Source organism: Steroidobacter flavus, from assembly GCF_042651805.1.
GTDB lineage: Bacteria > Pseudomonadota > Gammaproteobacteria > Steroidobacterales > Steroidobacteraceae > Steroidobacter > Steroidobacter flavus.
Window position 1 is genome coordinate 2,482,179 of sequence record NZ_JBHSDU010000003.1, and the last position, 23,774, is coordinate 2,505,952.

Sequence of the window (23,774 nt, forward strand, 5' to 3'; positions counted from 1 at the left end):
TGGGGAATGGAAGGAGAGGACATGCAGAATCAACCCACCCGGATTCTGGCCGCCGGGCCCGGCCCGTCACCGGCGTCGAAGCGTCGCCTGACGCTGGCGATTCAATGTGTGCTGGTGGGCTCCGTGTCCGCCTTTCTCATGGGCGGCTGCCCCCAACAGCAATCTTCTTCATCGTCGATGCCTTCATCGAGTATGCCGAGCGGCGGTGCCTCCGGCTCCTCGGGCGGATCGTCGGGCTCCTCCGGCGGCTCGAGCGGCGGCGGCTCTTCAGGCGGTTCCTCCAGCAGCATGCCGAGCGGCGGGTCGAGCGGTGGCTCGAAGAGCTCGGGTGGTTTCCCTTCACAATCGGGTGGCGCTAGCGGCGGTGGGTCGTCTGGCGGCGCCTCTTCTTCCTCTTCTTCTCAAGGCGGCAGTCAGGGTGGTTCCTCTGGCGGTGGCGCGAGTGCCGGTGGCTCGTCCGGTGGCAGCTCGGGCGGATCGCAGGGTGGATCTCAGGGCGGCGGCAGCGAGAGCGGCGGTGGTTCGCAGGGCGGCGGCTCGCAAGGCGGGTCTGACGGCGGCGCCAGCGGCCAGTCCGGTGGCTCCTCAGGTTCGAGCGGCGGTCAAAGCGGCGGCGGCTCTTCCGGTCCGAATGTGACTGTCGGTACATCGCTGCCTGGCGCGGGGCTGCCCTCGGTTGGGTTGCCCTCGCCCAGCACGGGCGGTGCCTCGGGCGGCGATCAGAGCGGCGGCTTGCCGAGCACTGAGTCCGGCGGCGGTGGCGCAAGCGGCGGTGCTCAGGGCTCGCAGGGCGGCGGCGGTTCAGCCGGCTCCGCAGATTCTTCGAGCGGCGGCACATCCGGTGGCGGCTCTACCAGCGAAAGCATCTTCAAAGGTTCCAGCGGCGGCGGCGGTGCCTCAGGCGGTTCGGCCGGCGGCGCTGCGGGTGGCGGTGGAATGCAGGGCGGCGGCGCATCCGGTGGTGCTGGCGCGAATGCCGGCGGCATGCAAGGTGGCGGTGGCGCGGCCGGCGGTGCCGGTGCGAATGCGGGCGGCATGCAGGGCGGCGGCGCGGCTGGCGGAGCTGGAGCAAATGCCGGTGGCATGCAAGGTGGCGGCGGTTCAGCCGGCGGTGCCGGCGGCATGCAAGGTGGCGGTTCCTCCGGTGGAGGAGCAAATGGCGGCGGTGCCCAAGGTGGCGGCGCGCAGGGTGGCGGTGGAATGCAAGGCGGCGGTTCTGCTGGCGGCGGTGGCGCCGCAGCCGGGGCCGGCGCGACGGGTGGCGGCTCCGCGGGTGGTGCTGGCGGTTATCCGACAGCCGGGGGCGGAGCCGCCGGTGGTGGCGGTGGGGCCCAAGGCTCTCAAGGCGGCGGCCAGAATGGGGGCGGTGGTGCCCAGGGCGGCGGCCAAAATGGCGGCGGCGATGGTGGCGGCGGCCCGATGACGGGCGGCGAGCGCACCGCGCAGATCGATCGCAAGTTTGATGAAACGTTCAGCATCTTCGACGGCCGGATGCGCCAGGAGCAGGCGACCATCGCCGGACAGCGCGGCAACGGTCGCGGCGGCTCGGGTGGTGGACAAGGCAACGGCGACGGCAACAACGGCCAGGGCGCCGGTGCTCAAGGCGCTGGCGGAGACGACGGCACGGGTGCCGGTGGCGGTGCGGGACAAGGCAACGGCAACGGCCAAGGTCGCAATGGTCAAGGGCAGGGTCAGGGCCAAGGTCAAGGACAAGGCCAAGGACAGGGCCAAGGACAGGGTCAAGGTCGAGGCGGCCAGCAAGGTGGCGGCGGTGGCGTAGGCGGCGGAGCCGCCGGCGGCAGCGGTCCAAACACAGTGCCCGCGGGCATTCCCGACGGCAGCGACGACGACATCGTCGCGCGTCAGTTGCGCGAGGCTGCCATGAACGAGACCGATCCGGAGTTGAAGGAGAAACTCTGGCAGGAGTATCGGAATTATAAGAAGGGAACCTGAGAGGGTTCCCATCGAGCTTCAAACAAAAAACTGGCGGAACGATGCGGCGTCAATGGGGCAGGTAAGGCACAGCGAAAAGAACGGCTCAGGTTGAAAAGTTATGAAGCGCACGCTTGCTCTAATCGTCCTGTCAGTGGCCGCGCTGGGCGCGGCCGGATGTGTCACCCATGAGACCCGCCCGCAGCAGCGGGTGAAGGCCATTCAGGCCGCCACCGAGATACCCCAGGCGCAACTGCTGGACGTAGGCGTGCGCTTGTTTGAAGAGAACGTCCCGAAGGACGAGAAGAAGCTCGAGCAGGAGCACATCTTCCCCGAGGTGCGCAAAGCCGAGGCGCGCTACCTCCCGATGCAGCTACGTAACACGCTCGAAGGCACCGGCCAGTGGGGCCAGGTCCGAGTGATGCCGCAAGACGCCGATGCGCTCGACGTGTATGTCTCCGGCAAGATCATTGAGTCGAGCGGTCAAGTGCTCCGCGCCGAGATCACGGTAACGGATGCAACCGGCAGGCAATGGTTCAAGCGCGAGTACAACCAGCTCGCCGATACGCGCTCTTATAAGGATCAAACCGGCAAGCCGCGCGATCCTTTCCAGAACCTGTACAACACGCTCGCGAACGACATGCTGATGTACCGTCAGCAGATGACCGCGGCCGATCTGGAAAACGTGCGCCGTGTGTCCGAGCTGCGCTTCGCTTCCGATCTCGCCCCGTATGCCTTCAGCAATTACATGACCGAGGATAAGAAGGGCGTGAAGCAGGTCGTGCGCCTGCCCTCGGAGGACGATCCGATGCTGCAACGAATGGATCGGATCCGGGAGCGCGATTACGCCCTGCTCGACACGATCAACGAGCATTACTCGCTGTTCTCTGAAAACATGTCCGAGCCGTACACCAACTGGCGCCGCTACAGCTACTCGGAGCTCGAAGCGAAAGACGAGGCGAAGCGCTCGGCGATCACTCGCAAGCTGCTCGGCGCGGCGGCGATCGTCGGCGGTCTCGTGGTCGGCGCGGAAGCGAATACATATGCCGGGCAGGCCGCTGCCACCGGCGCGATCTTCGGCGGCGCGTATGCCGTGAAGAGTGGCTTCGACAAGGGCGCGGAAGTGAAACTGCACTCCGACTCGTTGAAGCAGCTGGGTGAATCGTTCCAGGCCGAAGTTCAGCCCATGGTGGTCGAGGTGGAAGGCCGTACGCTGCAGCTCAAGGGCACGGCGGAAGAGCAGTACACCGAGTGGCGGCGCTTGCTCAAAGAGCTCTACGAAAACGAAACTGGCGTGGCGGTGCCTGTCACCCCCGTGCCGGCGGAAACGGCGTCGAAAGGGGCAGCTCCCAAGCCCGACACCGGCGGGTAACGCGGGGCGCCCGATCCAGAAAGCTCATTCGTCATGCTGGAGCGCGGGCAGGAACTGTCTGCCGATCTGAAACTGGTGCGCCGTCTCGCAGCGGGCGGCAGCGCCGAAGTCTGGCTGGCGCAAGAACGTGAACGCCGCGGCCCGGTCGCGGTCAAGATTTTGTCGGCGGAGTTGGCGCAAGACGAGGCGATCTGCGCGGCTTTGCACGGCGAGTACGCACGAGTCGCGGCGCTCGGCCATCCGAATATTCTGCGAGTCGAAGGGCTGCAGCGGTCGGCGCGCTACGCGTGGCTCGCGATGGATTACGCCGCGGGTGGCGATCTAACTCAGCTGCGCGGTCGTAGCTGTGCCGAGATCCTGCAAGCGACGATTCCGATCGCGTCGGCGTTGGCGACAGTGCATGCCGCGGGCATCGTCCACCGGGATGTGAAGCCCGCGAACGTATTGTTGAGTGCGGACGGCACGCCGTTGCTGGCGGATTTCGGTGCGCTCAGCCGTGGCTCGCCGTTCAGTGCCAGTCCGCAACAGCTCGCCGGTGCGCCGGCCAGTGTCGCCGACGATATGTATGGTTTTGGCGCGCTGCTCTACGAGTTATTGTCGGGTTATCCGCCGTTCTATCCGGACGCGGCGGCGGCGAGCGACGTAACGCGTGAGCCGGCACCGCTGCCAGCCCACGTGCCAGCGGCTGTTACACAATTGGTTACACGGCTGCTGGCGCGGCGGCCCGAGGATCGACCTAGGGATATGGGGAATGTCGAAAGAGATTTGCGTGCGGCGCTTGCCAGTCTGCCGCCGCCTGCGATGATGAGCGATATGAACGAGCCTGCTTCCATCAAGCCTGCTTCGGTGAAGATCGAGCCGCCTGGTTTGCGGCCGCCGCCGGGTCAGGGCGAGACTTTGCGTAGCGAGTGGCAACGCACGACCGCTCCGCGCGTCAGCGAGGACGATCTGCGTCGCCAAGGGTTCCGGCGCGGCTTGGGAGCGTCGCTGGTGGCGCTCGGCGTGGCGGCCGTCGGCGTCGTCTTCTTCGTGCTGCCCAAGGTGATGGAGCGCGAGAAGCCGGCGCAGAAGACGCCGACCGCCGCGGTCGTCGCGCCTCCCAAAGCCGAAGAGCAGCCGGCCGAGAAAAAGGAACTCGATTTCGCCGCCCTGGCCAAGGCCAAGCAGGCTGCCGAGGAACTGCGCGGCGCCATTGACGAGCGTCTGCAGAAGCTCAATGAGCGAGCCGTCGCGCAGTGGGGCGGCGAAGAAATCAGTCGTGCGAATTCGTTGCTGGCGGCCGCCGATCAAGACGTGACCGCCCGCGAATACACCGCCGCCGAACAGAAGCTCAATGAAATTTCGCCGTTGCTCGACGCGCTGGAGAAACGCGCGCCGCAAGTGCTCGCCGAGCAACTGAAGGCGGGCGCGCAGGCATTGAAAGACGGTCGTTCCGAAGACGCCAAGGCTGCGTTCGAGCTGGCGCTGAAGCTGGAGCCGAACAACCAGGTCGCGTCGCGTGGCTTGAAGCGCGCGGGCACGTTGGATCAAGTGCTCGCGTTACTGACCAAAGCGGAAGGTCTCGAGAAGGATGGCAACGCGACCGCCGCGCTCGACAGCTTCCACAAAGCGTTGGCGCTCGATGCCGACGCGACGCGAGCCAGCGAAGGCATCTCGCGGATCACGTCGCGTCAGGCATCCGATGCATTCGCGAGCGCGATGGCACGCGGTTATAGCGCGCTCGCGGCGACTAACTATTCGCAAGCACGCGAGGCGTTCGAGGCCGCCCGTCGCATTCGTCCCGATGCGCCGGAGATTCCGCAGGCGTTACGGCAGATCGAGCAAGAGCAACGCACTGGCGTGATCGGCGTGAAGCTGCAGCAGGCTCAGCAGCTCGAGTCGCAAGAGAAATGGGCCGAGGCGGTCAAGGAATATCGCAGTGTCCTCGATCTGGATTCGACCGTGGCCGCGGCCAACGACGGCGTGGCCCGCGCTTCGCCGCGCGCAGCGTTGAACGAGCAGCTGGAAATGTATCTGACGCAGCCCGAGCGCTTGTTCAGTCAGTCGGTGCGGGTGGTGGCGAAAGAAACATTGACGCGCGCCTCGGGCATCGCCAATCCCGGCCCGATCCTGAGCCGGCAAATCAAGACTCTGGGCGAATGGCTGGCGCGTGCCGACGTGCCGGTGCCGGTCGCCCTGCGTTCGGACAACATCACTCAAGTGACCATTTATCGCGTTGGCGCCCTTGGCACGTTCGAGCAACGTTCCCTGGAGCTCGTCCCCGGCAGCTATACCGTGGTCGGCACTCGACCCGGCTATCGCGACGTGCGACGGGAGATCAGCGTGATGCCGGGAGCAGCGCCGGCACCGGTCGTGATTCGCTGCGAGGATAAGATTTGAGCGAGCTGATCGTTCGCGAGGCCCTGGGCGAGCGCCGATTCACGGCCACGGATTTTCCTATCGCTGTAGGCGGGCAGGGCAGCGCCATCGTCATGGCCGGCCGCCCCGAAGGCGCGGAAGCATATCTGGGAATGCACGAGGATCAGCTGTTCGTGCAGCCCGCCGACGGCGTCGAAGTGCTTCACAACGGCGTGCCGGTACAGAACTCCACGTGGCTGCGCAGCGGCGATGTGATCAACTTCGGCGCGGCACGCTTGCGGCTGCTCGCGCAACGTGACAATCAACGCGTCGTCGAAGTCGACGACGGCAGCAGCGGCAATATCACAGCGCCGCCCATCATCGAGCCGACGTCCCGCTTGCAAGGCGGCGAAGGCGATGCCGAGCGCATCGACCCGCTGCAGTTTCGCCCGAGCGGTCCGGTCAAAACCAAGACCAAGGTTTCGATCGATCTGAAGAAGATCGTCGTCGGCATTGCCGCCGCGCTCGTGGCCGTCGTGCTCTGGTTTATTTTCACCGCGACGTCGGTGAGCGTGCGCACCGATCCCGCTGCCGCGAACGTCGATATCCAGGGCACGTTGCCGGCAGTGCACTTCGGCGGTCGCGTGCTGGTGCGGCCGGGCGATTACACAATCAAGGCGACTCAGGAAGGTTATTCACCCGCGCAGTTGCAAGCCAAGGTCACCAGCGAGAGCAATCAAACATTCTCGCTGAAGCTGCAGAAGCTGCCCGGCAAAGTGAAGGTCGATGTGCCGTCACAAGCGCGCATCACGGTCGACGGCAAAGAGCTCGGTAATGCGCCGGGCGAATTCACGCTGGCGCCCGGCAAACATACGATCGCGATTGCCGCCGCGAGATATCAGCCGTTCTCCGGCGAGCTGGACGTGATCGGCGAAGGCAAGAGTCAAACATTCACGCCGAAGCTTGTGCCGGCATGGGCTGAAGTCACGGTGAGCTCCGAGCCCGCGGGCGCGAAATTGTTTGTCGATGGCGAAGAGCGCGGTGTCACGCCGGTGACGACGCAGATTGTCGCCGGCAATCATCCGGTCGAGCTGCGGATGGACGGCTTCAAGTCGTGGACCACGGACGTGCAGGTGAAAGCGAACGAGCCGATGAATCTCGGCCCGGTCCGACTGGGCTTGCCCGATGGAAAACTGGCGCTGCGTTCCGAGCCCTCGGGCGCCAGCGTTTCCGTCGGCGGTGTCTATCGAGGCCAGACGCCGGTGGCGCTGGAACTGCGACCCGATATTCCACACAACGTCGTGCTGACGTTACCGGGCTACGAAGCCGCGACGCGTGAGGTTTCGCTGTCGGCGGGCGAGAGTCGCACGCTGTCCGTGCCGCTCTCCGGCGTGTTCGGCGAAGTGACCGTGGCGGCTGTGCCGGCGGACGCGGAAGTGTTCGTCAACGGCAAGTCCGTTGGTGCTGCCAATCAGAAATTGCGACTGGTCGCGACCACGCAGGACGTCGAGATCCGCAAAACCGGTTTCGTCACCTACAAGACCAGCATCACGCCGCGGCCCGGCGTGTCGCAGAAGATTGAGACCACGCTGCTCACGCCCGAGCAAACCCGGATGGCCGCTACGCCGACCAACATTCGTAGTAAAGGCGATCAGGCGCTGAAGCTGATGCCGGTGGGCACTTTCACCATGGGCAGCCCGCGTCGCGAGCCGGGCCGTCGCGCCAACGAGGCGCAGCGGGACGTGCAGTTCAAGCGGCCGTTCTACATGGGCGTGAGTGAAGTCACCAACGGCCAGTTCCGCAAGTTCAAGTCCGAGCACCGCTCCGGCATCATCGGCCAGAACACGCTGGATCTGGACAACCAGCCGGTGGTGGGCGTGACCTGGCAGGACGCGGCGCTGTTCTGCAACTGGCTGTCGCAGCAGGAAGGGCTGCCGCCGGCGTACGAGAACAAGGACGGTCGCATGGTGCCGACCAAGCCGCTGACGACGGGCTATCGGTTACCCACCGACGCCGAGTGGGAATGGGTGGCGCGCTTTGAGGGTAACGGCAAGTTCCGGCGTTATCCCTGGGGCGATGCGCTGCCAGTAGCGCCACGGTCCGGGAATTACGCGGATGTGACCGCACGTTTGATCGTTCAGGATGTCATTCCTGATTACGACGACGGCTACGCCGCCGCGGCGCCGACTGGCAAATTCCCGGCGAACCCCCTTGGCCTGTTCGACGTCGGCGGTAACGTCGCCGAATGGGTACATGACTACTACACTGTGAGTGGCGACAGCGGCGGGGTCGCGGTGGATCCTTCGGGTCCCGCCGAAGGCAAGCAACACGTGATTCGCGGCGCCAGCTGGAAACAATCGAGCGTGACGGATCTACGTCTGTCCGCGCGCAGTTTTGGTGAGAGTCAGGCGAATGACGTGGGCTTCCGCGTCGCTCGCTATGCCGAGTGAGAAGAGCCGGAGTAGGTGAGGGGCAACAGATGAAAGCGCTACGACTGCTGACTATTCTGGCTGCGTGTTGCGCGACCGGCACGGTTTCCGTGGGCTGGGCCGCCGAGCCCGCGCCTGCCAAGCCGGCGACGCCGGCGGCCGCCAAGCCCGCCGACCCCAAGCCGGCCGGCGAATCCGCCGCACCGAAGAGCGACGAACAAACTCAAGCTCAGCAGGGTACTAAGACTGAGGAAGACGGCGAAAAAACGCCCGCCGCCAAGCCTGCCAAGTCGTCCGGCAAGGGCGGCTCGCCGGAGCGGTTCGTGCCGTCGGAACAGGTCCGCGCCGATTTCGACGTGTCCTTCCCCATCGATATTTGATTCGACAGGACTCCATCATGGTTACCGCCGCCGCACCGGCTCCTCGCTCCGCCCGCAAGGTCTCGTATCCGAGCGAGTTCTTCGTCACGCTGGCCGCGCTGATCGCGACCATCGTGGTCGTGCATGCCCTGTATGTGTCCTGGATACGTCCTACGGGTGACGAGCTCGTCGCCACCGAGCAGGCCCGCATGAAGGCCGACAAGGATTACGTGCCGGAGCGCTCGTTCTACCTGACTATCAACGCGCCCGAGCAGGAAATCGAGATCATTCACTTCATCTGGGCGCTGCTGATCCTAGGCTACAAGGCTGTCCTGGTTCGTCGCGAACGTAAGCTGCTCGAACTCGAGCTGATCCACGTGCCCGAAGGCATCAAAGTCTTGCCCGAGGACGCCAAGGATTATTCGCGACAACTCGAAGCAGTGCCGGAGCAACACAAAGGCTCGCTCGTGGTGCGCGCGTTACAACGAACGCTCGATCGTTTCGCGTCCACGCGCAGTATCCGCGACTCCGCCGAAACCTCGAAGGCGGTGTGCGACTCCGAAGCGGATCGCCTCGACTCAGGCCTGGCGATGATTCGTTACATCGCCTGGGCCATCCCGGCCATCGGGTTCATCGGCACCGTGCGTCACATCGGCGACGCGCTGTTACAAGCTCATAAGGCGGTTACCGGCGATATCAGCGGCGTGACCTCGGGCCTGGGTATCGCGTTCAACGCCACGTTCGTCGCACTGCTGCTGACATTGATCCTGATGTTCTTCCTGCACCAGCTGCAACAGTCGCAGGAGCAGTTCGTGCACGACACCGATCATTGGATCGACCAGCATCTGATCCGGCACATGCAGGTGAGGTAGTGCTAGCTCTTGAACTCATCGACGCTGCATTAGTAATCGCGCGTAAGCAAGGCGAGAGTGTCGACGTAGTCGCTGACGCCCCCGGCGTCGCCTTGCTGGAAGAGCAAACAACGATCACGGGTCTGGATGCGCTTCAGCGGCTGCGAGTCAAGCCGCTGCTGGCGAATACAAACTTCTGGCGCGGGCTGAGCACTCAGCCGCTGACGCGTCCGTCGCGGGTCGCAGGCACGACCGCTGACGTCGCGTTCGCGCAGGCCGAAGCGTTGCTCGGCCGTTTCAAGCAGGAAAACGAAGGCGTGTTGCTCGCCGTGCCCGCGGGCTACAGCCGCGAGCAATTGGGTCTGTTGCTCGGTGTGATCAACGAGACGGGCGTGCGTGTCGCGGGTCTCGTCGACGCCGCGTTGGCTGCGTGCAGTCTGGAGCCTGTGCCCGCGCGAGTGCTTCATCTCGATCTCGAACTGCATCAGGCGTTGCTGACCGTGCTCGAATATTCGGGCGGCGAACATCCCGGCTTGAAGCGCAGCCGCTATGAGATCGCCTTACGCCACGGCTTGCTGGGCATTCAGCAGACGCTGGCGAAATTCATCGCCGAGAACTTCGTTCGTAAAACCCGTTTCGATCCGTTGCATGAAGCCGGCAGCGAGCAGCGACTGGTCGATCAGTTGCCGCAATGGCTGAGCGAGCTCCAGCAGGCGGAAGCGATCACGCTGTCGTTCCAATTCGGCGAGCGCGAGCTGCAGCTGGAGATGGAACGCGCGCAACTCATCGCCGCCGCCGAGCCTCACTATCTCGAATTGTTACGACTCGTGCAGAACGCACGCGTCGCGGGCCTGCCGATCGAGTTGCGAGTGTCACAGCGGGTCGCGGCGATGCCGGGGCTGCTGGATCGTCTGAAAACACTGCGCGATTGCACGATTCAAGTGTTGCCGCCCGCCGCCGCCGCGTGGGGCGCGCTTCAGTACGAAACAACGATTCGCCGCGCGCCGGACTCACTGGCTCTCGTGTATCAGCTGCCTGTGCCGCGCGCCGAGACTGGCGACGAGCACTCGTCGGATGTCGAGTCGACTCCGCCGCAGCTGCGGCCCACGCATGTTTTGTTTCAAGGCCGCGCCTGGAGCATCACCGAGCACCCGCTGACCATCGGCTGGGCGGTCGACGGTGGCCGGCGAGCGCTGATATTGCCGAGCGCACTGCCGGGCATATCGCGCGCTCACTGTACGGTCGTGCGGCGTAATGGCGCCGTCATGGTCGAAGATCAGAGTACCTATGGCTCTTTCGTCAACGACGAAAAAGTCTCGGGACGAACCGCGCTGACAGTCGGCGATCGACTGCGCCTGGGCTCGCCCGGCGTCACGCTCGAGCTGATTCAACTGGTGAACGACGATGGCGCGCCGCAAGACTGAAGTCTTCAGCATGTCGTTCCTCGATTGCATCACGTGTGCATTCGGGTCGGTCGTGCTCGTCTATACGTTGATCAACGCGCAAGGCGGTTTGCGTGCGCAGACCATGGATCAGACCCAGCGCGCCGAAGTCTCCAAAATGGAAGAGAAAGTGCTGGAGGGCTACCAGAAGCTGGTGGTGCTGCGGAACTCGATGATCGAGACCGACAAGGAGTCGGTGCGCACCGAAGGCATGGGCACCCGGGTTCTCGAGGAGACAGAGCGCCTCAAGGTCGAGCTGGCGGACTCGGACAAAGAAACATTGTCCCGTCGCGAGGCCATCGAGCGACTCAAGGCCGATTTGAAGTCGCTGGAAGAAGGCAACCGTCGCCTGGAAGGCGCGAGCAAAGATCCCAGCGCCACCGGCACGCGCGTGCGCGGCTTCGTCGGTCAGGGCGATCGTCAATATCTGACGGGTCTGAAGGTCGGCGGCGATCGTATTCTGTTGTTCGTCGATGTGTCCGCCAGCATGCTCGACGAGACGGTCGTCAACGTCCTGCGTATGCGTAACATGTCTGACGCCAAGAAGCTGATGTCACAAAAGTGGCGTCGCACGGTGTCGACGGTCGAATGGCTGGCGGCGCAGATGCCGCTGGAAGGACAGTTCCAGATCTACGCGTTCAACACCAAGACCTACGCGCTGGTGGAAGGCTCGGAAGGCAAGTGGCTCAAGACCAACGATCCCAACGCACTGACCGAAGCGCTCGATAAATTACGTAAGACCGTGCCCGCGGACGGCACCAGTATCGAGAACGCTTTCATCGCGTTGAACGCGCTCAATCCGAAGCCGGACAACGTCATCATGGTCACCGACGGTTTGCCGACGCAGGCCGCGGCTGCGCCGCTGATCCGCAAGACCATCGACGGCGACGCGCGACTCAAGTTGTTCGAGCGGGCGTTCGCCAAATATCCGCGCACCGTGCCGTTCAACGTCATATTGATGCCCATGGAGGGCGATCCGATGGCGCCGGCAGCGTTCTGGGTGGCGGCGCGCGACACCGGCGGCTCGTTCATGAGCCCGTCGAAGGATTGGCCATGAGCCGGAGCACCAGCCATGGGTAAGCGGGCACGCCGCGAAACGGAAGTCTTCAGCATCTCGTTCCTGGACTGCATCACTTGCGGCCTGGGGTCGGTGGTGTTGCTGCTGGTGTTGAGCAATATCCGTACGCCGAGCATCGAGCAGTCGCAGGAAGACCTGCAGGAGCAGCTGCTGAGCCTGCAGGACGAGCTGATCGAGATCGAAGGTCAGGCCGATATTCTGAATCGCGATTTGAAAGCGAAGCAGGAACAGTTATCGGATGAGAAACGGCGCATCGCGCGATTGCAAGGCGACCTGAGCGACGTCAAAGGAAAGTACAACGCGTCCAAACAGGAAGCGGACGTCGCCAATCAGCTCGAAGGCCGGCTGGCCTCGGCGCAGCAGACCTTGACCGAGGAAATGAAACGGCTGCTGGGCGCCGGCTTCCGTCGCAAGAAAGACGATGCCATCGGAGGAATTCCGGTAGACAGCGAATACATCATCTTCATCATCGATACTTCGGGCTCGATGTTCAATTATGTGTGGCCCATGATGCTGCAGAAGGTGGAGGAGACGCTGAACGTCTATCCGCAGTTGAAGGGCTTTCAGGTGATGAGCGACGAAGGCACCTACATGTTCAGCGGTTATCGCGGCAAGTGGATTCCGGACACGCCGACTCAGCGGCGCACGGTGATCGATCGCCTGCGCACCTGGAACGTGTTCTCCAATTCCAGTCCCATCGAAGGCATCGTCGAGGCGATCCGCACCTACCACTCGAAGGACAAGAAGATCAGCCTGTACGTATTTGGGGATGAATTCACCGGCTCCTCCATCGACTCGGTGGTCAAGGGCGTGGATATCATCAATCGCGAGGACGCGACCGGCGAGCGCCGCGTGCGCATTCACGCGATCGGCTTCCCGGTGCGCCCGGACGCGCCCCAGTACACCAGCATCCGCTTCGCGACCCTGATGCGGATTCTTTGTCAACGTAACGGCGGCTCGTTCGTCGGCCTGCAGGATCCGGCGCGTGGCGGTCCGCGCTTCCGGATCGGCGACAACGAAGCCACGCCGGCCGCGGGCGGCGATCCTGTCGTCCCGGCCTTAGCTGCGGGCTCAGCGCCTTGAGGTCATCGTGAAAGAGAATCGACTGCTGTCTCGCTCGAGCTCGTGGCTGCAAGCCTGCCGACGGCAACTCGTCGTCGCGGCGGCTTGCGGTCTCGGCACCGTGCTGGTGGGGCTCGCGGGCTGCGGTCCGGTGAAACTGGTTGCGAGCACCAACATTCCACCGCCGCTGGTGGTGAAGATTCCGATCGGCGTGGCGTTGTTCGTGCCCACCGAGTTTGCCAATTACGTGCACAAGGAGGAGCGCTGGAGCACCAAGTGGCACGTCGATCTGGGTAAAGCGCAGGCCGATGGCATCACGCGATTGATGAATGCGATGTTTGAGCGCGTGATCCCGGTGGATAGCGTCAACGCGGGCACTCAAGTGCCGGGCGGTGTCGCTGCAATTCTGGAACCGAGCATCGAGGAATATGCATTCGTCACGCCGCGCGACGCGGGCTCGCCGTTTTATGCAGTGAGCATCAAGTATCGCGTGAACGTGTATCTACCCGACGGCAAGCTCGCCGATTCGTGGGGCTTCACGGGATATGGCACGTCGCCGTCGCAGGGCTTGTCGAGTGAAGCGCCATTGTCGACGGCCACAGCACTGGCGATGCGAGATGCGGGCGCCAAGCTCGCCGTCGAATTCCGCGAGCAAGCCGTGATGCGTGGACTGTTGCCCGAATCGGCAACGGCCGATGTGCCCGTGACGCCTGCCGCCCCGGGCGCCGCGCCGACGGTTAAGACGTTACCGCCTGCTCAGCCCGCAACAGCGAAAGCCCCCGTGGTGGCGCCGTTGCCCAAGGTCACTGTGCCCGCGAAGGAGAACGAGGACGCGTCGAAAGAGATGGACGTGGAAAAGTCGGACGCTGAGAAGAAAGACGATTCAGAAAAGAAAGAAGAAACACCGCCTCAGCCCGAAGCGATCGGACTGGCGCCCGTTCAGTCCTAGTCGCGGGCTCAGGACTGGCTTTCGTCGCCGTCCTGTTTCTTGATCTTGAACACTTCGCGGTTGACCACGCCCTGGGTGTCGACCGGCTCGCCGTTGACGAACTTCGGTCGATAGCGTGACGCGCGGATCGCTTCCAGTGCTTCCGACGCCTGGCGTTGCGAGCCGTTCTGCTCGACCACCTTCGCGTCCTGCACTTCGCCCGAACCGGTGACGGTGAATTCCACCGACACGAATTTCTCATCGATCTGCGCTGGCGCCAGCTGACGATTACGCATCGCCAGCGGCGGCGTCGGATAGTAGACGCGCACCGGAAAACTCAGCGGTGAGCCCGCTGCTTCGGGCGCGGCCTTTTCATCCTTGGCCACCAGCGTCGCGGCGCGCCGATAGTAGGTGAGCGCCTTCTCGGGCTGATGCTTTACCTGATACCAATCGCCGAACTGGATCAGCGTGTCCGCCAGCAATGCCGGCGGCGTGTCGGCATGCGAATCTAGAATCGTCAGTGCGCGTTGCAATGCCCGCTCGCCGTCGCTGCTGATGTACTTGGGATTGATGCCTCGGGGCTCCATCGGCGTGGCATCCATCTGACCGCGCTGCTCCATCGGCTGGTAGCCCTGCGAGATGAAATACACCTCCTGCAGATAACTCCGCGCCAGCGAGCGCAGCGGCAGCACCAGCGCCAGGTCGTTCTTGCCAAGCCTGCTCTCGACGACGTCCAGCGCGGCTCGATAGCGCTCGCGCGCCAGCATGAAATTGCCGGTATCGACGTACCAGTCGCCGACCACGCAGTACACCGGCGACATGCGCGGATCGCGTTCGCCATAGGTGCGTTCGCCGATACGTTGCAGATAAAGCATCTGCTTCTGACCTTCGGCACCGCGTCCAATGCGTGTCAGACTGGCGGCGAGTTGACGTAACAAGCCCTGCTGACTCGGATCGAACAGGCCGAAGGAGCGACGGCTGATGATGAGTGCGCGCTCCAGATAGGGAACGGCTTCTTCATGGCGTTCGAGCAACGCCAGTGAGTAGCCCAGGCCACGCAATGGATCGACTGCGGCCGGCCCGGAGCCAGCGCCTTGCGATTCAGTGATCTGCAGCGCTTCGCGGAAGGTGCCTTCGGCACTGGCGCGATCGCCGCCGCTGAGCTGCGCGTTGCCCAGGAGCGTCAACGTGCTGGCGAGCTGCAGCGGATCGCGGGAATTGGCGCGCGTCTGTTCGACCAGGCGGCGCGCTTCCTCGATGGCGGCGGACCAATCGCGCTTGTCATAGAGCGCCCAGAATTCCTGTTGCGATTCCGGGCGCGGCGGCGGAGGGGCGGCATTGGCGGCCATCAAGCCCGTGAGGCCGAGCAAGGCACTCATCGTCACCGCTCCAAGCACGGGCCTGATGTTCATCGTCACCCCACCGACTCGTCAGCTCGACATCGTTCTCTCCGCTGCGGGACAGGCTACGACGCGCGGCCCGCATGCACAAGATCAAAGGTTGGCGTCGGACTATTTGGTAAACAAGTAGTGCGAGACGAACCACTCGCGGCCGCCGCGATAACCCCACAGCTCGGCGCAGGACATGAAAAACACGCGCCAATACACCCACCAGCGGCGCATGTTTTCCGCACCGTACGTGGCTGACAGAATCGGCTCGATGCGCGCACGATTGGCATCCATGTTGTCCAGCCAGCACTCGGCGGTGCGACTGTAATGGATTCCGTCAACGCGCCAATGGTCCGACAGCCGTAAGTCGCGCTGGAAATAGCCGAGCAGGTCGTCGCTCGGCATGATGCCGCCAGTGAAGAAGTAGCGGGCCATCCAGTCGTTCTCGTCGCGCACGTCGAACGGATAGGCGTAGTCGCGATGAGTGAAGATGTGCACGAACAGCGTGCCGGCCGGCTTCAGCCAGGAGCCGATGCGCGCCAGCAGTTGTTCGTAGTTGCGCATGTGCTCGAACATCTCCACCGACACCACGCGATCGAAGCGCTCATGATCCAGTGCCAGATCGTTCATGTCGCAGGTGATGATGTGAATGTTCTTCAAGCCGCGACTCGCGGCGCGAGCTTCGATGAATTGCTTCTGAGTGCGTGAGTTGGATACGCCGGTGATGCGCGCGTTCGGATAACGCTCGGCCATCCACAACGTGAGCGAGCCCCAGCCGCACCCCAGCTCGAGAATGTCTTCGCCATCGGCGATGCGGGCGCGCCGGCATGTCAGCGCCAGCATTTCGGCCTCTGCTTCATCCAGCGACGCCACGCCCGGCTGGAAGTAGCAGGACGAATACTTCATGTGCTTGCCCATCACCATTTCGAAGAACTCGCACGGCAGCTCGTAGTGCTGTTCATTGGCCTCGCGCGTGTTGATCGCGATCGGGCTGGCCTTGAGCTGCGCTATGAAACGCATCAGTTGCCGCTGTTGCGCCTCTTCACTGGTGCGCTTCTCTTCGCGCAGCCGCTCGGCTAGCAGCCTGCGAATGCCGAAGCGCACGACCGAGTCCGGCAGTAGATCGCGCGCCAGCAGACGGAAGGGCAGGGAGACCGCCGGATCGGCGGGACGGGGTGTAATGACGGTTGCTGTCATGGCTGAGCTCGGTGGAATGCGAAAGAAAGTTTTCTACAGTGTCGGCATCGATTCCAATGGACCACGGCTGGTTATTAACCGTTGGTCGTCTTTTCCGCGAAGCGCTTCCTTGGTAACGGAACAAACATACTCGTGCGCTGCTGATATTCACGATACCGCTCACCTTTGGAGCGCAGCGCCTGCTCCTCGGTGGCTTTGACGCCGGTGACGTTGATCAGGAAATGCAGCATCAATGCCGGCATCGCCAGCGCCAGCCATCCCCACGGGGAGGCGAGCGCGAACACGGCGTAGCCGACCCAGAGGGTCCATTCGAAGAAATAATTCGGGTGACGCGAGTAACGCCACAACCCTACATCGCAGACACGGCCGTGGTTGGATGCATTCCGCTTGAACGCGGCCAGCTGACCGTCGGCGATGCTCTCGCCGATCAAGCCCACCAGCCAGATCGCGACGCCGGCTGCTTCGAGCAGGTGCAGGCTCGGCTCGGGATTCAGGCAAGCGATGAGCAGCGGCACGGCCAGGATCACGTTCAGTAATGCTTGCAGCTGAAAGAAGCCGAAAAACTTCGCGTTGAGATTGGCTGCCCAGCGCTGGCGCAGCTCGATATAACGACCTTCTTCCGGCTCGCCGATGATGCGTTTGGCCAGATGACCCGCGAGCCGCACCGACCACAGTCCATACATCGCGGCGATGATCCACTTCCGCGTTTCCCAACCGGGAGCGAGTGCCGCGTATAGCAGGGCGAGCAACGCAAAATTTCCCGACCAGCCAATATCGACGTAGCTGAAGTTTCGATTACGAATGCCGAGCAGCCAGAGCGCGGTCATGATTAGAAAGACCAGCAGCGTGCCCAGCGTGACGAGCAGCAGCGCGTTCATCTCGCCAGCTCGTTTCGTGAAGTGAGGATGTCCCTGGCCGGCGCGCCGGCCGGCAGCTTCTGTAATTGCCAGAGCACGTAACTCGCCATCGCCATGTTGCCCAGGGCCATGATGGCCACGAACCAGAGAACGCGCGACAGGAATCCCCGCTCTTTGAAGCACACCCAGACAAAGAACGTCAGGAAACCGTAGTACGCGTCGATGAGCGTCGCAATGGTCCAGTGCCGGTCCGGGCCTTTGGCCCAGCCTTGCCATTGCCAGACGGGCTGTTGGCTGCTGGCCCACACGGTGTAGGCGAGGAGAGACAGCAGGATGGCTGCAAACAGGAGCTGCAGCAGGGCTCGGGTGGTCATGGAATGCCTCTTATTTGTTTGCCAGAGGTATTCGTAGCGACGGGCTTGGCTGGATGCAGATTCCTGAACGGCAGGCCTCGTCCCGTCCCGGAGGCCTGAGTGGTTCGCGGTGGCTGTTGGGGGGAGTGTCCTCCCGGCACCGCGCACACGCCGGCGCTACGCTTCGCTCCCGCTGACGCGCGCGACGTTGCTGTACATCCATGTAGCTGCTATCGGACCACCGTCCCTGGGTGGATCCAATTGCCGGGAGGACACTCCCCCCAACAGCCACCGCCGATACGGCCGTGCTGGTGCCGACGTTCGGAATGCGGACACGGCGCCGGCTATCGCCGATACGTTTGTGATGGTGCTGACGTCCGGAGTGCGATACGCCGCGCCGGCCACCGCCGATACGTTGCGGATGGTGCTGACGTCCGGAATTCGGTAGGCCGCTCCGGCCACCACCGATGCGTTGTGGATGGTGCCGACGTCCAGAGTGGTTACGCTGCGCCGGCCATCGCCGATACGTTTGTGGCGGGCGCCGACGTTCAGAGTGTGTTATGCCGTGCCGGTTGTCGCCGCTAGGCTGGTGGTTGGCGTCGACGTCATGTAGCGCGTGCGGCAGCGAAAACTGGCGCCGAGACGTTTGTTGTAGCGACGTCCGTAATGTGTGCGCGACGCCCGCTAGTGCCCAAGTCTTTGTGTTGGTGCTGAACTTCCGGAATGCAGCGCCAGCGCTAGCTGGCCGCCTCTTACGCGGCTGACCGCAGCGTTTGCTCGTTCTCGTGCGTGCTCGGAGTCACGGTCGCTGCATGCGATGTGGTCTCGCTCTTCGCCCTTGCCACATCGCTGCTCAACGTAAACATTCCAACTGCATCCAGCAACGTCTCCACCTGACCCCGCAGCGACTGCGCGACGGCAGCAGTCTCTTCGACGCGGGCGGCGTTCTGGTGGGTGTCGCCGTCGATGCGATCGATGGATTGATGGAGCTGGGCGATGTCGTCGCTCTGTGTGCGGCTGGCCATCGCGATTTCTTGCATGATGTGAGAAACGCTTTCCACCGACGCGAGGATTTCCTTCATCGTGTCGCCGGCACTATTGACCAGCGCCGCGCCTTTCTGCACGTCTTCGAGCGACGCGCCGATCAGCTTTTTGATCTCATTCGCCGCTGTGGCAGAACGTTGTGCCAGGCTGCGCACTTCGCTTGCGACCACCGCGAAGCCGCGGCCTTGTTCGCCGGCACGCGCGGCTTCAACCGCAGCGTTCAGTGCGAGCAGATTCGTTTGAAACGCGATGTCATCGATCACGCCGATGATGTCGCCGATCTTCCGAGACGAACTGGTGATGGCCTGCATGGTCTGCACGACCTGACCAACAGCCTGATTACCACGGGACGCGACACCCCGCGCATCAGTGGACAGACGCTCGCCTTGCAAGGCGTTGTCGAGGTTGCGCTGGACGTTGCCTTGAACCTGTTGAGCGCGTTCGGCGGTCATACGCACAGCGGAGGACTGCGACGCTTCGCGCTGAGCAAGTTCATCATTAGAGCTGGCGATCTGCTGACCGGCGCTATCGATCTCGCCGGTGACTTCACGAATGCGCTGGACCAGATTCTGCAATTGTCCGCGGCTGCCGTTAAAAGCATTCAGCAGCTGTGCGATCTCGTCCGTGCCGCGTGCGGGATAGTTCGTCGTCAGGTCGCCTTGCGCGAGCTTGCGCATGCGAGTCATGAGCGCATCGAAGCCGCGCACGTTCGACCAATAGAAGGCTGCGATCAGATACACGGCGATCGACAGGCCGATCAAAGTAATCGCGAGCAAAACATTGCGCTGATGCTCGAAGCCGTCGATGCGAATCGCCAGCAAATCATTCAACACGCCGGTGGTGGCCGTCGACACCGACATTGTTTCGTCGCTGAGCTTGCCGCCGACGCCCGGCTGGGCGGCGGTCAGGTCGCCTTTACGCAGCTTCTCGGCCTGCGTAGTGAAATCGAAATACGCCTGCTCGAGCTTGCTGCCGTTGAGCTTGGAGGAGAGCGAGGGGTTCGCGCCGATGGCGCGCTTGATGGCCAGGGTGAGCGAATCGCGATAGGTCGACGCACGCGCGGCGATGAACTGAATGGCGGCATCGTCAGCGCTGGACACCGTGCCGGCCGCTTTGATCTGCAGGGCCAGGGCGTCGAAGCGGGCCGCGGTCTCGGCCAGCTTCGGGGCATAGTCCATGACGATGGCCATGGCGTAATAAGAATCCAGATCCGGATCGAGGGTCAGCTTCGAGTTGTCGCTGATCAATCCGTACAAAGAGAGCGCCTGCGCGGCAGTATCTTCGATCGCGTCGCTCTTCCAGCTCGCTTGCAGACGGCGCAGCTCCTGGTCGATGGCGAGGGCGTTGTCCTGCGACTGGTTCACGACAGTCGCCTGGTCGAGCGCATCCGAGCCGGCGCCGGTCGCGCTGCTGCCGCCACCGGCGCGCCGGGCGGACAGGGAATCCATGAACTTATTCATGGAGGGCAGGAACGCCGTGCCCAGCTCTTCCTGCTGAGCGAATTCGATATTGCTCTTGGAATAGCTGACCACGCCGTACACCGCGACGCACAGCGGCACCATGAAGGCGGTACTGATGATCGCGAACTTGATAGAGAGGCGCGCCACCTGCATCAGCTGGATGCCAGGCGATAGAAAACGGTCCAATGTACTCGACATACGTGCTTTTCTTAGTTCGCGGCGAGCCTGATTCGGGCGAAGCTCGCCCTCAGACCGGAATCGGCGGGCCCGGGGCGTTCTTGAGAGAAGCGCTGCCCCAGTCGGTATAGGGGTGATGGCTTTTGTGACTCGGTTCACTCGCTGTCCGAGGGAACCCGACAACCGGTCCGGTGCGTTTGAACCCATCGACCCTCGAGCTCGTACAAGCGCCAGAACATGAGCGACGATCCGCTTTGGTACAAGGACGCCATCATCTACCAGATGCACGTCAAGGCGTTCCAGGACGCCAATGGCGACGGCATCGGCGATTTCGCCGGCCTGGCGCAAAAGCTCGACTACATTCAAGAGCTGGGCGTCAACACCATCTGGCTGCTGCCGTTCTATCCGTCGCCGCTACGCGACGACGGCTACGACATTGCGGATTACACCAACGTTCATCCCGACTACGGCACGCTCGAGGACTTCCGCCAGTTCATCGACGAAGCGCACCGGCGCGGCCTGAAGGTCATCACCGAGCTGGTCATCAACCACACTTCCGACCAGCACCCCTGGTTTCAGGCGGCCCGACTCGCGGCGCCGGGCTCGCGCGAGCGCGAGTTCTACGTATGGAGCGACGACGACAAGAAGCTCGCCGGCACGCGCATCATCTTCACGGATACCGAATCCTCGAACTGGGCCTGGGACCCGGTGGCGCGCCAGTACTACTGGCATCGCTTCTTCTCGCATCAGCCGGACCTGAACCACAACAATCCCGAAGTGGTCGAGGCGGTGGTCCAGGTGATGCGCTTCTGGATGGACATGGGCGTTGACGGCATGCGGCTCGACGCGATTCCCTACCTGTGCGTGCGCGAGGGCACGAACAACGAGAATCTGCCCGAGACGCACGCGGTGCTGAAGCGCATGCGGGCCGCGATGGACGAGAGTTACACCGGCCGCATGTTCCTCGCCGAGGCCAATCAATGGCCTGAGGATGTGCGCGAGTATTTCGGCGACGGCGATGAATGCCACATGGCATACAACTTCCCGCTGATGCCGCGCATCTTCATGTCGGTGGCGCTCGAAGATCGTTATCCCATCGCTGAGATCATTCGACAGACGCCGGACATCCCCGACAATTGTCAGTGGGCCATCTTCCTGCGCAATCACGATGAGCTGACCCTGGAGATGGTCACCGATCGCGAGCGCGACTACATGTACAAGATGTACGCCGCCGAGCCGCGCATGCGGGTGAACGTCGGCATTCGCCGTCGTCTCGCGACCCTGCTCGGTAACGACGTCGATCGCATCAAGCTGATGAACAGTCTGCTGCTGTCCATGCCCGGCTCGCCGATCATTTATTACGGCGACGAGATCGGCATGGGCGACAACATCTACATCGGCGACCGCAACGGCGTGCGCACGCCGATGCAATGGAGCATCGACCGCAACGCCGGTTTCTCGCGCGCCGATCCGCAGCGTTTGTATCTGCCGGTGATCATGGATCCGATCTATGGTTATCAAGCGGTGAACGTGGAAGCGCAGAGTCGCGATCCATCGTCCCTGCTGAACTGGACACGACGCCTGCTGGCCGTACGACGTCAGTTCCAATGTTTCGGTCGCGGCTCGCTGGAGTTCGTGAGGCCGCAGAATCGTAAGATCATCGCGTACGTGCGCAGCTGCGGCTCGGAAATGATTCTATGCGTCGCGAACCTGTCGCAAACGGCGCAGGCGGTGGAGCTGGATCTGTCGAAGTACAAAGGTCGCGTGCCGGTGGAGATGCTCGGACGTAACGCGTTTCCACCGATTGGAGACTTGCCTTACTTCCTCACACTGCCCGCGCACGGGTTCTTCTGGCTGCAGTTGAGCGAGTCGGCGTCGCCGCCGACCTGGCATGTCGAGCGTTTGCCTGCCACGGAGTTGCCTGTGCTGGTGTTGACGGAAGGGCTCGCAACCTTCCTCGCTGAAGTCACCAAGGCGGCGAGCGGTGGGCTGATGCGCCGGACCTTGCAACAGCTGGAAAGCGAAGTGTTGCCGGAATTCATCGGTGCGCGGGGCTGGTTCTCACATCGTCGCAGTGAGATCGCATCGGTGCATCTCGGGCCGCGCTCGCTGTGGCGCTACGAGCAGCGTTCATACTTGATCTGCTTCGTCGATGTGGACGGTCCGGCCGGTCGGCATCGATACATCATGCCGCTCACCATTGGCTGGGACGACGGTGTCGACAATGTGCTGAAGACGGCGGAGTGGACGCTCGCCAAGGTTCGTGAGCACGCGCGTGTCGGCGTGATGATCGACGCCTTCGCCGATCCGATCTTCTGTCTCGCGTTGATCCAGAACATGGCGAAGCGTGCGACTCTGCCGTTCGCTGGCGGTCAGCTGCGCTTCGAGGCGAGCACGCCATTGCCGGAATTGCCCGAGCCGGATCTGCAGAATGTCCGTCACGTGGGCACCGAGCCCACCAACACCAATATCGTCATCGACGAAGTGCTGTTCCTGAAGGCCTATCGGCGTGCCGAGTCCGGGCCCCATCCCGATCTGGAAATGTCACGGCTGCTCACCGACGCCGGCTTCAAAGCCATCGCGCCGATGCTGGGGCATATCGTGTGGGAGGATGAGACGCCGACGGTGCTGGTGTCGCTGTTCGGCTATGTGCGCAATCAGGGCGACGTGTGGAATTACGCGCTCAACCATCTCGATCGCCATGCCAGCTTGCTCTCGTCGCAGGATGCGAATGTGCCAGAGGCGCCGCATGCGTTGTTCACGACGCAGATGCAGACCTTGGGTCGGCGGATCGGCGACATGCATATGATTCTGTCGCGCGCCACCGATGTGGCCTTCGCGCCGGAACCGATTCGTTCGCAGGATTTATCGCGCTGGTATAGCGCCGTGCAGTTCGATGCCGAGGCGGTGCTCAATGTGCTCAGTCAGCGCCTGCCCACGTTGGCAGAGGGCGTGCGTGCGCGAGCCGAACAGCTGATCAATGCCCGTGAGCGATTGTTTGCTTACATTCGCGAACTGACCGCCACGCCGATCGACGGTCTTCGCACTCGCATCCACGGCAACTTGCATCTCGCCAAAGTGATGCTCGCCGCGGATGACTTCCTGGTGACGGGCTTTGAAGGCGACACGAGGTTGCCGCTGGAAGAGCGGCGTCAGAAAGATTCTCCATTGCACGACGTGGCGAGCGTGTTGCTGTCGTTCCAGTACGCGCACACCGTGGCGCTGGATCACGCCGTCACGCATCGACCCGAGTTGCGCGAACGGCTCGAGCCCGAGTTCGCGCAATGGCAGCTGCTGACGACTCGGGCCTTCTTGATGGGCTACCGGCGTGGCGTGATCGAGTCGGGCATTCTGCCGAGCAACGAGTCCAGCACGCAGCGACTGCTGAAACTGTTCATGGTCATCCGGGCCGTGCAGGCGCTACGTCATGAACTGGAGCGTCGGCCCGAAATGCTGCTCGCGGCCGTCGAGGCGTTGTATGCACAGCTGACCGTCTCGTTCGAATGAG

The 23,774-nt window shown here is 63.2% G+C and carries 16 protein-coding genes; 11 read left to right on the forward strand and 5 right to left on the reverse strand.

Translation table 11 applies throughout. The features are described 5' to 3' along the window. The first annotated feature begins 21 nt into the window (after positions 1–21). From ACFPN2_RS16375 to ACFPN2_RS16420, 10 genes are all read left to right on the forward strand, one after another. Positions 22–1,953 carry a hypothetical protein gene (locus ACFPN2_RS16375; RefSeq protein WP_380598345.1) on the forward strand — a complete coding sequence of 644 codons (1,932 nt, stop codon included), beginning with the start codon at positions 22–24 and terminating at the stop codon, positions 1,951–1,953. A gap of 100 nt (positions 1,954–2,053) precedes the next feature. Then, positions 2,054–3,304 carry a hypothetical protein gene (locus tag ACFPN2_RS16380; RefSeq protein WP_380598347.1) on the forward strand — a complete coding sequence of 417 codons (1,251 nt, stop codon included), beginning with the start codon at positions 2,054–2,056 and terminating at the stop codon, positions 3,302–3,304. A gap of 33 nt (positions 3,305–3,337) precedes the next feature. Further along, a complete protein-coding gene (locus ACFPN2_RS16385; RefSeq protein ID WP_380598349.1) occupies positions 3,338–5,683 on the forward strand; it encodes a protein kinase domain-containing protein in 2,346 nt (781 codons plus the stop codon). Then, complete coding sequence (locus ACFPN2_RS16390; RefSeq protein WP_380598351.1) at positions 5,680–8,091, forward strand: PEGA domain-containing protein; 2,412 nt, start codon at positions 5,680–5,682, stop codon at positions 8,089–8,091. The genes ACFPN2_RS16385 and ACFPN2_RS16390 overlap by 4 nt, the downstream gene beginning before the upstream one ends. Before the next feature lie 29 nt (positions 8,092–8,120). Then, complete coding sequence (locus ACFPN2_RS16395) at positions 8,121–8,450, forward strand: hypothetical protein (RefSeq protein WP_380598353.1); 330 nt, start codon at positions 8,121–8,123, stop codon at positions 8,448–8,450. A 17-nt stretch (positions 8,451–8,467) separates the two neighbouring features. Beyond that, positions 8,468–9,301, forward strand: a complete 834-nt coding sequence (locus ACFPN2_RS16400; RefSeq protein WP_380598355.1) for a MotA/TolQ/ExbB proton channel family protein — start codon at positions 8,468–8,470, stop codon at positions 9,299–9,301. Continuing rightward, complete coding sequence (locus tag ACFPN2_RS16405; protein WP_380598357.1) at positions 9,301–10,704, forward strand: FHA domain-containing protein; 1,404 nt, start codon at positions 9,301–9,303, stop codon at positions 10,702–10,704. The genes ACFPN2_RS16400 and ACFPN2_RS16405 overlap by 1 nt, the downstream gene beginning before the upstream one ends. Next, the gene (locus tag ACFPN2_RS16410) at positions 10,685–11,779 is read left to right on the forward strand and encodes a vWA domain-containing protein (protein WP_380598359.1); all 1,095 of its coding nucleotides are present in this window, start codon (positions 10,685–10,687) and stop codon (positions 11,777–11,779) included. Before ACFPN2_RS16405 ends, ACFPN2_RS16410 begins: the two co-directional genes overlap by 20 nt. Positions 11,780–11,794: 15 nt before the next feature. Then, on the forward strand, positions 11,795–12,883 hold the full coding sequence (locus tag ACFPN2_RS16415) for a VWA domain-containing protein (protein WP_380598361.1): 1,089 nt from the start codon (positions 11,795–11,797) through the stop codon (positions 12,881–12,883). A gap of 7 nt (positions 12,884–12,890) precedes the next feature. Continuing rightward, a complete protein-coding gene (locus tag ACFPN2_RS16420) occupies positions 12,891–13,811 on the forward strand; it encodes a hypothetical protein (RefSeq protein ID WP_380598363.1) in 921 nt (306 codons plus the stop codon). A gap of 8 nt (positions 13,812–13,819) precedes the next feature. Here the strand turns inward: ACFPN2_RS16420 and ACFPN2_RS16425 are convergent, their stop codons facing one another. The 5 genes from ACFPN2_RS16425 to ACFPN2_RS16445 all read right to left on the reverse strand — a co-directional run bounded on the left by ACFPN2_RS16425 (position 13,820) and on the right by ACFPN2_RS16445 (position 20,287). After that, entirely contained in the window at positions 13,820–15,202 is a 1,383-nt protein-coding gene (locus ACFPN2_RS16425) for a TonB family protein (protein ID WP_380598365.1), read from the reverse strand. 99 nt (positions 15,203–15,301) lie between these two features. Then, entirely contained in the window at positions 15,302–16,375 is a 1,074-nt protein-coding gene (locus tag ACFPN2_RS16430) for an SAM-dependent methyltransferase (protein WP_380598367.1), read from the reverse strand. A 74-nt stretch (positions 16,376–16,449) separates the two neighbouring features. Then, positions 16,450–17,253: a DUF1295 domain-containing protein gene (locus ACFPN2_RS16435; RefSeq protein ID WP_380598369.1), complete on the reverse strand. Its 804-nt coding sequence runs from the start codon at positions 17,251–17,253 to the stop codon at positions 16,450–16,452. Next, entirely contained in the window at positions 17,250–17,606 is a 357-nt protein-coding gene (locus ACFPN2_RS16440) for a DUF1475 family protein (RefSeq protein ID WP_380598371.1), read from the reverse strand. The genes ACFPN2_RS16435 and ACFPN2_RS16440 overlap by 4 nt, the downstream gene beginning before the upstream one ends. Positions 17,607–18,337: 731 nt before the next feature. Beyond that, the gene (locus tag ACFPN2_RS16445) at positions 18,338–20,287 is read right to left on the reverse strand and encodes a methyl-accepting chemotaxis protein (RefSeq protein ID WP_380598373.1); all 1,950 of its coding nucleotides are present in this window, start codon (positions 20,285–20,287) and stop codon (positions 18,338–18,340) included. Positions 20,288–20,503: 216 nt separating this feature from the next. Here ACFPN2_RS16445 and treS point away from each other — a divergent pair, with 216 nt between their 5' ends. Then, positions 20,504–23,773 carry a maltose alpha-D-glucosyltransferase gene (gene treS / locus ACFPN2_RS16450; protein WP_380598375.1) on the forward strand — a complete coding sequence of 1,090 codons (3,270 nt, stop codon included), beginning with the start codon at positions 20,504–20,506 and terminating at the stop codon, positions 23,771–23,773. Position 23,774: the final 1 nt, after the last annotated feature.